The organism is Ectothiorhodospira variabilis (assembly GCF_022227625.1).
In the GTDB taxonomy this organism is placed as follows: Bacteria; Pseudomonadota; Gammaproteobacteria; order Ectothiorhodospirales; family Ectothiorhodospiraceae; genus Ectothiorhodospira; species Ectothiorhodospira haloalkaliphila.
Genome location: NZ_JAJNAO010000010.1, coordinates 65,267 through 78,546 on the forward strand (window position 1 = coordinate 65,267; position 13,280 = coordinate 78,546).

Consider the following 13,280-nt stretch of genomic DNA (forward strand, 5'->3'; position numbering starts at 1 on the left):
TCACCGCCCAAGCGAACCAGATCCATGACTCCCGATCAGTATTGCCAGGAAAAGGCCGCCGCTAGCGGATCCAGCTTCTATTACAGCTTTATGTTCCTGCCGCCGGAACGCCGCCGGGCCATCACCGCCCTCTACGCCTTCTGCCGCGAGGTGGATGACGTGGTGGACGAATGTACGGATCCGGCCGTGGCCCGGGCCAAGCTGGACTGGTGGCGAGGCCAGATATCGGAAACTTTCGGCGGCCAGCCGACCCATCCGGTGTGCCAGGCCCTGCAACCATGCATTGAACGCTTCAACCTCCCGGAGGAGCACTTCCGGGAGATCATTGACGGCATGCAGATGGACCTGGAATTCGACGCCTACCCCACCTTCACCGAACTGTCACTTTATTGCTACCGCGTCGCCTCGGTGGTGGGGCTCATGTCTGCCGAGATCTTCGGCTACGAGGACCGCAAGACCGCCCGCTATGCCCACGATCTGGGCATGGCCTTCCAGCTGACCAACATCCTGCGTGATGTACTGGAGGATGCCCGCCGCGGCCGCATCTACATCCCGCTGGACGAACTGGAGCGCTTTGGGGTTCAGCCCGCGGACCTGCAACGCCCCCAGACCTCGGAGCGGCTGCGCAGCCTGTTTGCCTTCCAGGCCGACCGGGCACGTGACTATTACCGGCGCGCCTTCGAGCACCTGCCCGAGACCGACCGTCATGCCCAGCGCAGCGGCATCATCATGGCCGCCATCTACCGCACCCTGCTGGACGAGATCGCCGCCGATGGTTACCGGGTACTGGAACAGCGTGTCCGGCTCACGCCCGTGCGCAAGCTCTGGATTGCCTGGCGGACCGCGCGGCGCGAAAAACGTCTTCACCGCAAGGCCATGAAAGGATGACGCAGCACGACATCTGCATCGTCGGTGGCGGCTGGGCCGGGCTCTCCGCTGCCGTGCGCCTTGCCGAGGCGGGGCACCAGGTCACGGTACTGGAGGCCGCCCGACACCTGGGTGGACGCGCGCGTCGCGTGGATGTGGACGGCATGCCCCTGGACAATGGCCAGCATTTGCTGCTGGGAGCCTACGAGCACACCCTCCGGCTGATGAAGACGCTGGGTATGGAAGAGTCCTGTGCATTTGTGCGCCTGCCTCTGGACCTGAACATGCGCGAGGCCGGCTCCCCGGGAATCGGCCTGGCCAGTTTCTATCTGCCCGCACCCCTGCACCTTCTGGCCGGCCTGCTCAGCGCCCGTGGCATGCAGGGGCGTGACCGGCTGCGCGCCCTCCCCGGCCTGGCCCGACTGATGCGCTGGCAGCAAGCCGAGGACATCTCGGTCAGCCGCCTGCTGCACGAACACGGACAACCGGAGGTCCTGGTACGCGGCCTTTGGGAACCCCTCTGCCTGGCCACCCTTAACACCCCGCCCACGGAGGCCTCGGCCCGGCTGTTCTGCGCGGTGCTGCGCGGCGCGTTCTCGGGTCACCGCAGTCATGCGGACCTGCTGATCCCGAGAGTGAGCCTGGGGGATTGCCTGCCGGAGCCGGCCCGCCAGTGGATCGAGGAACATGGTGGAACAGTCCGTACGGGCGCGCATGTGCGTGGCATCGCCGCAACGAACACGGGTTTCACTCTGACCCTGCGTGATGGCCAGACGCTGGACGCCCGACAGGTGATCCTGGCCACAGCGCACCCTGCCGCCGTCCGCCTGCTCAAGCCCCTGTCTGGCCTGACGGACATGACCCAGGGTCTCGAGGGCCTGGGCACCGAACCCATCTGCACGGTTTACCTGCAGTATCCCGAATCGGTGCGCCTGCAGACGCCGTTTTTCGGCATGCTGGGCACCACTGGCCAATGGACCTTCGACCGCCGCATCACGGGCCAGCCCGGGCTGATGGCCGTGGTCATCTCGGCTTCGGGGCCGCACATGCGAATGGACAACCAGGAACTGGCGGCCCAGGTGCGGGCAGAACTGCACATGCTGTTCCCGGACTGGCCTTTCCCAGAGAAAAGCTGGGTGATCCGTGAAAAGCAGGCCACGTTTCGCGCCAGCGTGGACTGCGACCGACTGCGGCCGGGCAACGCCACGCCACAACCGGGCCTGTGGCTGGCCGGTGACTATACCGATACCGGCCTGCCCGCAACACTCGAGGGGGCCGTGATCAGTGGTTTACAATGCGCCCAGGCCATCCTTCAACAGACCCCAGCCACAACGGAAGCGCAATGATCCCGCAACAACTCCTGCACTACACCCCCGCACCCGACCTGTTCAAGGACCGGGTGATCCTGGTCACCGGCGCCACCGGGGGTATCGGTCGTGCCCTGTCCCTGGCACTGGCCAAACATGGTGCCACCGTGGTGCTGCTGGACAAGGTGATCAAGACCCTGGAAAAGGTGTATGACGAGATCGAGGCCGAGGGCGGGCCGCAGCCAGGCATTTACCCCATGAACCTGGAGGGTGCCACCGCCAAGGACTACCAGGACCTGGCCGAGAACCTGGGGAACGAGTTCGGGCGACTCGACGGCCTGGTGCACAACGCCGGCTGGGTGGGCGCCCTCACCCCAGTGAAGCTGTATGATCTGGAAATGTGGGCCCGCGTCATCACGGTGAACCTGCACGCCACCTTCCTGCTGACCCAGGCCACGCTCCCACTGCTGGAAAAGGCAGCAGACCCGGCCATTGTCTTTTCCACTCAGGACTGCCAACGCGCCTACTGGGGCGCCTTCGGCGTGGCCAAGGCGGGCCAGCGCGGATTACTGGACATCCTGGCAGCCGAGTACCAGGGCGCCCGACGCATCCGGGTGAACGGCGTGGATACCGGCCCGGTGCAGAGCCAGTTGCGGGCCGATCATTACCCCGGAGAGGATCCCACTCAACACCCTGAACCGGCAGAGGTGATCGGACCCTATCTCTATCTCCTGGGTCCGGATGCAGGGGAGACGACCGGGCAGAATCTCAAGCTGGCCTGACAGGGGATGCGCCGGGATCTCCGGTCACTCATGCCCACGCCTTCCGGCGGCCCGGAGGCAAGAGGCAGCCGGGACAAGACAGCGATCCGGGCTTGTCCTAAACTCCCTGTAAAGATCCCGCCCTGACGCAAGATCCTGGCGGCATCGCTCTTCGTAATGCGTATCGGAACAGGATTCGAAGATATGGAACGCGATCGCGGGCGGGTGACATGCCGCGAATGAGAAGGGCCGCACAGGCTTTGGTTCTTTGTCTGCTTGTTTGCCTGCCCGCCCACATGGCCGCGGGCGCCCCTTCCGAGTACCAGCTCAAGGCCGCCTTTCTATATAACTTTGCTCTGTTCACCGAGTGGCCGGAACACGTAGGTGATACCCTGAACCTGTGTGTGTACGGCAGTGACCCGTTCGGCGCCGACCTCCTCAAGCTTGAGGAGCGATCGGTGGGTACCCGCCGACTGAGCGTCCATTTGACACCCACCCTGAACGAGTTAAGCAACTGCGAGTTGGTCTTCATCAGCCGCTCCGCCATCGGTCAGCTGCCGCAGATCCTCGGGACAGTGGATGGCTCACCCGTGTTGACCGTGGCCGACTCGCCCAGCGCCATGCGTCGGGGAGTGGCGATCAACATGATCACGCAGCAAAATCGTATCGCCTTTGAAGCGAACCTGACCGCAGCCCGCGCCCAGGGTCTGAATCTCAGTTCCAGATTGCTTCGCCTGGCAGAAGAGGTGGAGCAATGACCACCTCCGCTCCCGGCAGTGATCCACCCCCTTCCCTCGCGGACCGACTACGACGTATCAATGGCGCGGCGTTGGTGATCTCGGTCACCATCATGGCCGTCATCACCATTCTCGGGGGATTGACCGTCAACCTGCTCAGCATGGTGGATGCCAATCGGGTGAAGACCCGGGTCCTGGCGGAAAACGCCGCAGCGAGCCTGCTGTTCGATGACAGGAAGGCCGCCGGAGATTTACTTGCCTCCCTGCGTCATTCCCCCGATGTCCAGGCGGCGGTCATCCACGACCGCCATGGTGAGCCCTTCGCCCATTATGAATCGGCGCCCGGAATTCGGGCTCATCATAAGTGGAACCCTCAGGAAGAGACCCGCTACGGTCTGACTGCGGTCAGGCTGACCCAACCCATCACACTGCAAGACGACACCCTGGGAGCCATTCAGACCGTCATCGGCCTGCGATCGCTCTACATCCAGATGGTGGTGCTGATCCTGATCACCGCGGTGGCCGCCGCCCTGGCTCTGCTCACCAGCCGGATCCTGATGGCGACTCTGGTAGCCCGCGTCATCCAGCCGGTCTCGGCCCTGACTGCACTGATGAAGCGTGTCACGCAAGATGCCGACCTGGGTGTGCGTGCCAGCAACAGCGATATCCTTGAAATCCGTACACTTGCACAGGGTTTCAACAGCATGCTGGAAGAAATCCAGGAAAGGGATCGACGCCTGGGCCTGCAAAAGGTGCGTCTGGAAGAAGAAGTATCAACCCGAACCGCCGAGTTGCTGCAAGCCAAGGAGGCCGCAGAAGCCGCCAACCAGGCCAAGAGCGAGTTTCTGGCCAACATGAGCCACGAGATCCGTACCCCGATGAATGGCGTGCTGGGCATGAACGAGATGCTGCTGCACGGCCCTCTGGACCCCAGGCAGCGCCAATATGCGGAAACGGCTCTCCAGACCAGCCGACACCTGCTGAGCATCATTGACGATATCCTGGACTTTTCCAAGGCGGAGTCTGGCCATATGCAACTGGAGTCGGTGGACTTTGATCTGGTGGCGCTGGTCCATGGCTGCGTCCAATTGTTTCAGGAACCTGCCGCCAGAAAGGGCCTGAGCCTCTCCACGGAGTTCTGTCCCGCGAATCAGGCATTCTGGTTTCGGGGCGACCCCCTCAGACTCCGCCAGGTATTGACCAACCTGCTGAGCAATGCGGTGAAGTTCACCCATCAAGGCAGCATTCAGGTGTGTGCCACGATCGAGATCACGCCCGACCAAAAGGGATCCATTCACCTGCAGGTCAAGGATACCGGCATCGGGATGACGCCTCAGGCCAAAGATCTGATTTTCGAGCGTTTCGCACAGGCAGACGGATCAACGACCCGGCGCTACGGAGGGACCGGCCTGGGGCTGGCGATCTGCAGACGGCTGGTAGAACTGATGGGAGGCAGCATCCATGTGGATAGCATTCCTGAACAAGGGTCGATTTTATGCGTTCATCTGGAACTACCGCTGGGTACCTGCCGCACCGATACGCAAGACACACTCGAGGAAGCCAGACCAGGGCAGGATATCGACCGGGACCAGAGGCTGGATGGCTGTATCCTTCTGGTTGAAGACAACCCGGTCAACCAACTGGTTGCCCGTGCCATGCTGGAGCAGCTGGGGCTCAGGGTCCGCGTGGCCCATGAGGGAGAGCAGGCATTGTCCATGCTGACGGCCAACGCGGTGGACTTGATTCTGATGGACTGTCGCATGCCGATCATGGACGGCTATCAGGCAACCCAGGCCATACGTGAAGGTCGCGTGCCAGGCCGCGACAGGACTCCCATCATCGCGCTGACGGCCAATGCCTCCAGAGAGGAACAGGATCGATGCCTGGCGGTCGGCATGCAGGCCTGCCTGCCAAAACCTTACACCATCGAGCAACTCCACACCCTGCTGCGCCAATGGCTTCCCACTGCCACCACCACCGCCCCCACCCAGGCGGCGCCCTCTGCCCAGGAATGCAATGTCGATGACCTCCCCATGCTGCATCCGCAGGATCTCGATGAGTTGAAAGCGCTGACCCCGGACCAGGACCTTCTGACCAGAGTTTTGCAGGCCTTCCTGGATACCGGCCCCCCGCTGATCCAGAAGATCGAAGAGGCCCTGACAAAAGGCGATGTGGAAGGCCTGCGCAGCGCCAGCCACGCCCTGAAATCCAGCTCCAGAAACGTGGGGGCCAGGCGACTCTCCGAGATCTGCCGGCAACTGGAAGTCTGCGCACGTGAGAATCGCATGCGTGATACCGATGCCCTGTCCACACCCTTCCAGAAGGTATCACGCGCAACCCTCAATGAAATCCGCGAACGGATCAAGGCGGCCCCATGAACGAGCCCGTAAGGATTCTGCTGGCCGACGACGATGTCACCGCACTCATGCTCATGACCGCTGCTCTGGAGGCGGCGGACTTCCTGACGATCAGAGCCGAGGATGGTGAACAGACACTGGCATCTTTCGCACAAACGCCTTGCGACATGGTGCTGCTGGATGTGGACATGCCCGGCATGGATGGTTTCGAGACCTGCCGACGCCTGCGTCACCTGGCTGGTGATGAACTCCCCATCGTCATGGTCACTGGCATGGATGACGTGGACTCCATTGCCCGAGCCTTCGAGGCCGGCGCCACCGACTTCATCTCCAAACCCATCCACTGGAACCTCATCGGACATCGGATCAAGTACCTGTGGCGCACGCACCTGACCCGAGTTGATCTGCAACGGGCCAATGCTCGCAACGCCGCCATCCTGAGTGCGCTACCGGACACCCTCCTGCGGCTCAGTGATGACGGGATCGTGCTGGATCGGCTGGCGGGGCACCATGACCAGGCCCATCCCGGACCCGGGGCCAGTGTGCAGGGCAGCCTGCCCGAGGAGGTTTCCCGGGCCTATACGGAGGCCATACGAAAGGCGCGTGCAGCCGGCGAGTTGCAGGATATTGAATACTCGCTTCAGGAGGTGGACGGGCCCGTTCGCTACTTCGAGACCCGTATCGTGATCATCGACGATCAGGAAACACTCTGCCTCATTCGAGACATCACACGACGCAAGGAAGCAGACGATGAGATACACCGACTGGCCTATTACGACACGCTGACAGGGTTGGCGAATCGCCAGCATCTCGTGGATCGCCTGGCGGGTGAAATCCATCGTGCCCAGGGCAGTGGCAGCCAGCTGGGCGTGCTGTTCCTGGACCTGGATGGTTTCAAACAGATCAACGACACGCTGGGCCACGCCACCGGTGATATCTTGCTAAAGCATGCCTCCCACCGCCTGCGACTGGGTGTGCGTCCCACGGATACGGTATCCCGCCCTTCGACCCAGCATCAGAACATCAGCCTGGCCCGTCTTGGTGGGGACGAATTCACCGTCATCATCCCGGACATGAACCATCCCGAGGATGCCCTGGTGGCAGCCCACCGGATACAGGAACTCATGCAACAGCCATTCTTCATTGCCGATCGGGAGATGGTCGTCACCGCCAGCATCGGCATTGCCGTATTTCCGGATGATGGGGAAGATGCCGACACACTGCTCAAACATGCCGATACGGCCATGTACCATGCCAAATTTCTGGGGCGGAACAATGCTCAGTTTTACAGCCCCTCGCTCACCCATGAGGCCATGCGGCGTCTGAACATGGAGAGCGACCTGCGCCGTGCCCTGGAAGCACAGGAGTTTTTCCTCGTCTATCAACCCCAGGTGGATCTGCAGACGGGGAAAATCCACTCCGTCGAAGCCCTGATCCGCTGGCGGCACCCACAGCAGGGGCTGATATCACCCGCGGAGTTCATCCCCCTGGCCGAAGGCAATGGGCTGATCGTCCCCATTGGCGAATGGGTCTTGCGCATGGCCTGCCAGGACGCCGCTCGCTGGCAGGCCATGGGCCTGCCACTGGCGATGGCGGTCAACCTCTCGCCCGTGCAATTCCGAAACGGCAGCCTGACGCGCAAGGTGCGGGACATTCTCGAGGACACCGGGCTGGGCGCAGAATTCCTTGAACTGGAGATCACGGAAACCACACTCATGGACGAGAGCATGACCACACTGCAAACCCTGCATGAACTGCAGGAACTGGGGGTCAAATTTTCTCTGGATGATTTCGGTACCGGCTACTCATCCATGAGCTACCTGGCGCGGCTGCCTTTGCACAACCTCAAGGTGGACCGCAGCTTCGTCCATGGACTCCCCCATGATGCCGGAAGCCTGGCGATCATAAGAGCCATTATTTCCTTGAGTGAAAGCATGGGCTTCACGGTGACCGCCGAGGGTGTGGAAAACCTGGAGCAGGTGAAGATCCTGATGCAGCAGTGCTGCCACACTCTTCAGGGGTATTATTTCAGTAAGCCCGTTGCAGCAGAACAGATCCCGGACTTGCTCGGACAGAACTGGGATTTTGATCGTCTTTCATAACATCATGAGCGCGCATGTCATGGACAGGTCAGCCACCCGCAGACGCATCCCCGTCATTTCCTGTCTTCTGATCATCTTCTGTGGTGCCAGCGCCGCTGCCAACGCACAGAACTCGGGCATTGAGCGCTTTCTTGATCTGTCTCTGGAAGACCTGCTCCAGCAGGAGGTGATCTCCGCCAGCCGTCGTGCCCAGCCTCTCTCCGATGTGGCCGCCGCCGCACACGTCATCACCGCTGAGGATATACGGCGGTCGGGCGCCCGCTCCCTGCCGGAGGCGCTGCGTCTGGCCCCTGGTGTGGATGTGGCCCGTATCAGCGCCGACCGATGGGCCGTTTCCATTCGCAGCCATACGGAATACCTCTCCAACAAGCTCATGGTACTGGTGGATGGGCGCAGTGCCTACAGCCCCAGCTTTTCCGGGGTGCTCTGGAATACGCTGCAGATTCCCCTGGAGAACATCGAGCGTATCGAAGTCATCCGGGGCCCGGGTGGAGCCGTCTGGGGGGTGAATGCGGTCAATGGGGTCATCAACATCATCACCCGTTCGTCACACAGCACCCATGGCACGCTGGTCAGTGCCGGGTATGGTGATGTGACCGGCCCGTTCACCCTGCTGAGACAGGGAGGAAGCCTTGGAGAAGACAGCAGCTTCAGCGTGTATCTGCGAAACAGTGGCCACCGTGATTCCTTGAAGGAATCCGGCGACGATCATCGTGATCAAGCCAATCATCTATCGGCAGGGTTTCGTATGGATGGAGACGAGATGGCGGGCCAATGGATGGTTTCCGGCAATCTCTATCGAACGGACTCGGATGGGATCGGTGTTGTCAGGGATCCCTTCCAGCCTCCCCCCACGTACCGACGGGTGGAAAACATCACCGACCGTTTCTCTGGCGTTGATCTGCAAACCAGCATGACCCGAAAGACTTCGGAGCGCTCTGAAATCAGAGTCAATGCCTCCTGGAGTTACTCCGACCTGGAGGCCACCATGCTGGCGGATCAACAGCAGCATATCGTTGATCTTGAATTACAGCAGCGTATCGGTTTTTCGGGCCAGCATACGCTCACCTGGGGTGCCGGTTATCGCTGGTATCGGGACACCCTCTCCGACGGCCTGACCACGCGCATTGCACAGTCAAGGGAAACCCTGCACCTTGCCAGCCTGTTTGCTCAAGACGAGATTGAACTCACCGACGGTCTGAGACTGACGCTGGGGGGAAGACTGGATTACAACAGCTACACCAGCACCGAAATCCAGCCCACCATCCGCATGCTGTGGAACATGACCCCCCAACACAGTCTGTGGAGTTCGCTATCCCAGGCCAAACGCATTCCTTCACGGGGGGAACGCACAGCAGACTATATCCTGACAGTGGCACCCCCCGGCGTGGTCTCGTTTGACTCTCCGCTGGACGACTCAGTGGCCGACTTGCCCATACAAGGCGAAGTGCGCGGTAACGATCGTTTTGGGTCAGAACGCCTGACGGCGTTCGAGGCAGGTTACCGGGGGCAGCTCTCCCCCGAAGTCTACCTGGACGTGACGGCCTTCATGCATCGTTACGACAATCTCAGAACAGCTGCGTTGATCACGGATCCCGACGACCTCCTGATCAGCGAAGATCAGCAATACCTGATTGCCCCCAATGATTTCATCAATACCGGCGAACTCACCGTAACGGGTGTGGAGCTTTCAGGGGACTGGAGACCCACGGAGAGGCTGCGTTTCCAACTTGCCTACAGCTTCAATGACACGGGTGAGTTCACGGGGGGGGATCAACTGTTTTCCAGCTTCATCCCCAGACACATCACCTCATTGCGCAGTTCATGGAGCCTCAATCACCAAACGGATCTGGACATGTGGGTCCGGCACGTGGACCAGCGCGACCGACCCTTTCTGCCCCCGTTGGATGCCTATACCACCATGGATCTCAGGATGGCCTGGCGACCTGACAGCGCGATAGAGCTGGCCCTGGTGGCGCAGAATTTGCTGGATTCCGAACGGACCGAGTATTTTTCCGTGGCCCCAACGTTCCAGCCGGCTCAAACGCGTCGGGGTGTTTACGGGCAGATCAGGCTCAGCTTCTGACCAAACCCGACCTCTTGGCAATCAGGGGGAACGGGGGGTGGCGGGTGGAAACCGGTTCAGCCCCTGCCCCGTCGGACATTCACCCAGCAGCACGCAGTCACTGCAACGGGGCCGGGGACGGCATACATCCTTGCCATGGATCACGATCACCGCATGCAACTCATTGAGCATCGGCACGTCGTCGCCGATCACTGCTTCCACCGAGGCCCTCAGGCTCTCGTAAGGCTCATCGCCGTCGACCATTCCCAGCCGTGAGAACAGTCGGCGGGTATAGGCATCCACCACGAACACCGGGCGCTCAAAGGCGTACAGCAGGATGTCATCGGCGGTTTCCGGCCCCACTCCGTTCACCGACAGCAACTGGGTACGCAGCATCCCGGTATCCCATGTGCTCAGGACCGCCTCACCGCCCTGTTCCAGGTACCACTGACAAAAGGACCGCAGGCGCTTCGACTTCACATTGAAATACCCGGAAGGGCGGATCAGTTGCCCCAGCTCTTCGGGCGGTAACGCCAGGATGCGCTCAGGTGCAAGCGCCTGGGCCCTTTTCAGATTGGCGATGGCCTGCTCCACGTTACTCCAGGCGGTGTTCTGGGTGAGGATGGCGCCCACCATCACCTCGAACCCGCTGTCACCTGGCCACCAGTTCGAGGGGCCATGGTGATTGGAGAGGCGATCAAAGACCTGCTTCAGGCGCTGCGCATTCACTGCCTGGGGAGACGACGGGTGCCGGGCGGGCGGGCGATCCGCGCGGGTTTACGGGGGCGCTTCCATTTCAGTTCCAGTTCCGAATACAGGCGTTTCATCTCATCGGGAGCCAGCTCCCGCCAGCGCCCCGAGCGCAGACCCTGATCCAGTTCCACGGGCCCGTAGCGCACCCGGATGAGGCGGCTCACCGTCACCCCTTGAGATTCCCACAAACGGCGTACTTCCCGATTGCGGCCCTCGCGCAGGACCACGTGATACCAGTGATTGGCGCCGGTGCCGCCGGCCTCGCGGATTTCATCGAAACGGGCTTCGCCGTCATCCAGGGTGACCCCCTCCTGGAGGCGCTGAATCACGGCGGGATCCACTTCTCCCAGCACCCGCACGGCGTATTCCCGTTCCATCTGGCGGGACGGATGCATCATGCGATTGGCCAGTTCCCCGTCCGTGGTGAACAGCAGCAGGCCCGAGGTATTGATGTCCAGACGCCCCACACTGATCCAACGACCCTTGCGCAGCCTGGGCAGGTGATCGAAGACGGTGACCCGCCCTTCCGGGTCGGACCGGGTACTCACCTCCCCCTCGGGCTTGTGGTAGGCCAGCACCCGCAGATCCGGCGACTCCACGGTGACCGGGCGACCCTGGATGGCGATCTCGTCATCGGGACCTGCCTGATCGCCCACCTTGGCCACCTTGCCGTTGACGGTGATCCAGCCCTGGGCAATCCAGCGCTCCACTTCGCGGCGCGAGCCCAGGCCCGCCTGGGCGAGCAGTTTGTGGAGGCGTTCGGTCATGAAGGGTTCCGTGGAGAGACAGTCAGTGGATGGAAGGGGAAGCCGGGGACATTGGCCGCGATCCCCATCGACTCCGTAGTATGAGGGAAGCCGCAGGTCTTTTCGAGACCGGCCATACCCATCCAACAGGAGCGGCGAGCACGCCTGCCCTACTCCCTGGCTGGCTGATCCAGATCCCTAAGCTCTGCCAATGTGGGCAGCTCATCCAGCGACTTGAGGTTGAAATAATCCAGAAACCCCCGGGTGGTCCCGAACAACGCCGGACGCCCGGGCAGTTCCTTGTGCCCCACCACGCGAATCCATTCCCGCTCGGTGAGCGTGCGGATGATGTGGGAGCTCACCGCCACCCCTCGCACTTCCTCGATCTCCGCCCGGGTGATGGGCTGCCGATAGGCAATCAGGGCCAGGGTTTCCAGCAGGGCCCGGCTGTACCGGGGAGGCTTCTCCTCCCATAGCCGCGACACCCAGGGCGCCAGCTCCTCATCCACCTGAAAACGGTAACCGCTGCCCACTTCCTTGAGGTGATAGCCGCGATCCTGACAGGACTCGGCAATCTCCCTGAGGGCCTCGCGGATGCTGGCCCGCTCGGGGCGGCTGGCGTCGCCCTCGAACAGCCGTTCCAGCTCTTCAACGGACAGGGGGCGTTGCGCCGCCATCAGTGCGCCTTCCAGAATGCGTTGCAATCGTTCCGGGGTCATGTGTTCGGCTGTGTGTCACCGGCATCATCCCAGCCGGGGTGGGGGCCTGCCGGGCGCAGGTAGATGGGCGCATACACCTCTGACTGCACCCACTCCACCAGATGTCCCTTGATCAATTCCAGGATGGCGAGAAAGGTGACCACCACACCCCGTCGGCCCTCCTCCACAGTGAACAGGGCGCAGAACTCCACATGCCCCCGCTCACCCAGGGAGGCCAGCACCCGGCTCATGCGCTCGCGCACCGAGAGCGGTTCCCGCTGGATCTGGTGGTGGCTGAACATATCGGCCCGCCCCAGCACCTCACGAAAGGCCCGCAGCAACTCGTCCAGGCCCACGTCCGGCAGAGGCTTTTCATGATGCATGGGAGGCGGTTCCATGGCGGCCATGAAGATATCCCGCTCCAGACGCGCCAGGTCGTCCAGATCCTCAGCCGCCTGCTTGAAACGCTCATACTCCTGAAGACGACGCACCAACGCCGCGCGGGGATCCTCCTCATCCTCCACCTCGGCGGCACGTGGCAGCAGCATGCGGGATTTGATCTCTGCCAGCACCGCCGCCATCACCAGGTACTCCGCCGCCAGTTCCAGACGCAGTTCCTGCATGAGCTCGATGTACTTCATGTATTGCCGGGTGATCTCGGCGATGGGGATATCCAGCACATCCAGGTTCTGGCGGCGGATCAGATACAGCAGCAGATCCAGCGGACCCTCGAAGGTCTCAAGGAAGACCTCCAGGGCGTCCGGCGGGATGTACAGATCCTTGGGCGTGAGGGTCAGCGGCTCTCCGCGGACCCGAGCAGTGACCGCCTCATCCTCGCCCACGCACTCGGACGCAGGCGAGAGGACAGACGGCTCATCACTCATCGG

At 62.0% G+C, this 13,280-nt stretch carries 11 protein-coding genes; 7 read left to right on the forward strand and 4 right to left on the reverse strand.

The annotated features are described in order from the left end of the window. Positions 1-24: 24 nt before the first annotated feature. The 7 genes from hpnD to LPW30_RS11075 all read left to right on the forward strand — a co-directional run bounded on the left by hpnD (position 25) and on the right by LPW30_RS11075 (position 10,217). On the forward strand, positions 25-888 hold the full coding sequence (hpnD, locus tag LPW30_RS11045; protein WP_025281963.1) for a presqualene diphosphate synthase HpnD: 864 nt from the start codon (positions 25-27) through the stop codon (positions 886-888). Continuing rightward, positions 885-2,213: a hydroxysqualene dehydroxylase HpnE gene (gene hpnE / locus LPW30_RS11050; protein WP_239680875.1), complete on the forward strand. Its 1,329-nt coding sequence runs from the start codon at positions 885-887 to the stop codon at positions 2,211-2,213. Before hpnD ends, hpnE begins: the two co-directional genes overlap by 4 nt. Then, the gene (locus LPW30_RS11055; RefSeq protein WP_025281965.1) at positions 2,210-2,956 is read left to right on the forward strand and encodes an SDR family NAD(P)-dependent oxidoreductase; all 747 of its coding nucleotides are present in this window, start codon (positions 2,210-2,212) and stop codon (positions 2,954-2,956) included. Before hpnE ends, LPW30_RS11055 begins: the two co-directional genes overlap by 4 nt. Positions 2,957-3,231: 275 nt before the next feature. After that, complete coding sequence (locus LPW30_RS11060; RefSeq protein WP_025281966.1) at positions 3,232-3,693, forward strand: YfiR family protein; 462 nt, start codon at positions 3,232-3,234, stop codon at positions 3,691-3,693. Next, a complete protein-coding gene (locus tag LPW30_RS11065) occupies positions 3,690-6,050 on the forward strand; it encodes an ATP-binding protein (RefSeq protein ID WP_239680876.1) in 2,361 nt (786 codons plus the stop codon). Before LPW30_RS11060 ends, LPW30_RS11065 begins: the two co-directional genes overlap by 4 nt. Then, entirely contained in the window at positions 6,047-8,131 is a 2,085-nt protein-coding gene (locus LPW30_RS11070; protein ID WP_239680877.1) for a putative bifunctional diguanylate cyclase/phosphodiesterase, read from the forward strand. Before LPW30_RS11065 ends, LPW30_RS11070 begins: the two co-directional genes overlap by 4 nt. A 19-nt stretch (positions 8,132-8,150) precedes the next feature. Next, a complete protein-coding gene (locus LPW30_RS11075) occupies positions 8,151-10,217 on the forward strand; it encodes a TonB-dependent receptor plug domain-containing protein (protein ID WP_239680878.1) in 2,067 nt (688 codons plus the stop codon). A gap of 21 nt (positions 10,218-10,238) precedes the next feature. On the opposite strand, the gene LPW30_RS11080 is transcribed toward LPW30_RS11075, so the two are convergent. The 4 genes from LPW30_RS11080 to LPW30_RS11095 all read right to left on the reverse strand — a co-directional run bounded on the left by LPW30_RS11080 (position 10,239) and on the right by LPW30_RS11095 (position 13,277). After that, positions 10,239-10,925 carry an endonuclease III domain-containing protein gene (locus LPW30_RS11080; RefSeq protein ID WP_239680879.1) on the reverse strand — a complete coding sequence of 229 codons (687 nt, stop codon included), beginning with the start codon at positions 10,923-10,925 and terminating at the stop codon, positions 10,239-10,241. Then, on the reverse strand, positions 10,922-11,716 hold the full coding sequence (rluB, locus tag LPW30_RS11085; RefSeq protein ID WP_025281971.1) for a 23S rRNA pseudouridine(2605) synthase RluB: 795 nt from the start codon (positions 11,714-11,716) through the stop codon (positions 10,922-10,924). The genes LPW30_RS11080 and rluB overlap by 4 nt, the downstream gene beginning before the upstream one ends. A 149-nt stretch (positions 11,717-11,865) precedes the next feature. Further along, complete coding sequence (gene scpB, locus LPW30_RS11090; RefSeq protein WP_025281972.1) at positions 11,866-12,414, reverse strand: SMC-Scp complex subunit ScpB; 549 nt, start codon at positions 12,412-12,414, stop codon at positions 11,866-11,868. Continuing rightward, positions 12,411-13,277: a segregation and condensation protein A gene (locus LPW30_RS11095; protein ID WP_239680880.1), complete on the reverse strand. Its 867-nt coding sequence runs from the start codon at positions 13,275-13,277 to the stop codon at positions 12,411-12,413. The genes scpB and LPW30_RS11095 overlap by 4 nt, the downstream gene beginning before the upstream one ends. Positions 13,278-13,280 lie beyond the last annotated feature (3 nt).

Bases quoted from the DNA above. Each gene is read 5' to 3' on its own strand.
- LPW30_RS11055 (WP_025281965.1), top strand. From the start codon at position 2,210: ATGATCCCGCAACAACTCCTGCACTACACCCCCGCACCCGACCTGTTC.
- hpnE (WP_239680875.1), top strand. From the start codon at position 885: ATGACGCAGCACGACATCTGCATCGTCGGTGGCGGCTGGGCCGGGCTC.
- LPW30_RS11095 (WP_239680880.1), bottom strand. From the start codon at position 13,277: ATGAGTGATGAGCCGTCTGTCCTCTCGCCTGCGTCCGAGTGCGTGGGC.
- LPW30_RS11075 (WP_239680878.1), top strand. From the start codon at position 8,151: ATGGACAGGTCAGCCACCCGCAGACGCATCCCCGTCATTTCCTGTCTT.
- rluB (WP_025281971.1), bottom strand. From the start codon at position 11,716: ATGACCGAACGCCTCCACAAACTGCTCGCCCAGGCGGGCCTGGGCTCG.
- hpnD (WP_025281963.1), top strand. From the start codon at position 25: ATGACTCCCGATCAGTATTGCCAGGAAAAGGCCGCCGCTAGCGGATCC.
- LPW30_RS11070 (WP_239680877.1), top strand. From the start codon at position 6,047: ATGAACGAGCCCGTAAGGATTCTGCTGGCCGACGACGATGTCACCGCA.
- LPW30_RS11065 (WP_239680876.1), top strand. From the start codon at position 3,690: ATGACCACCTCCGCTCCCGGCAGTGATCCACCCCCTTCCCTCGCGGAC.
- scpB (WP_025281972.1), bottom strand. From the start codon at position 12,414: ATGACCCCGGAACGATTGCAACGCATTCTGGAAGGCGCACTGATGGCG.
- LPW30_RS11060 (WP_025281966.1), top strand. From the start codon at position 3,232: ATGGCCGCGGGCGCCCCTTCCGAGTACCAGCTCAAGGCCGCCTTTCTA.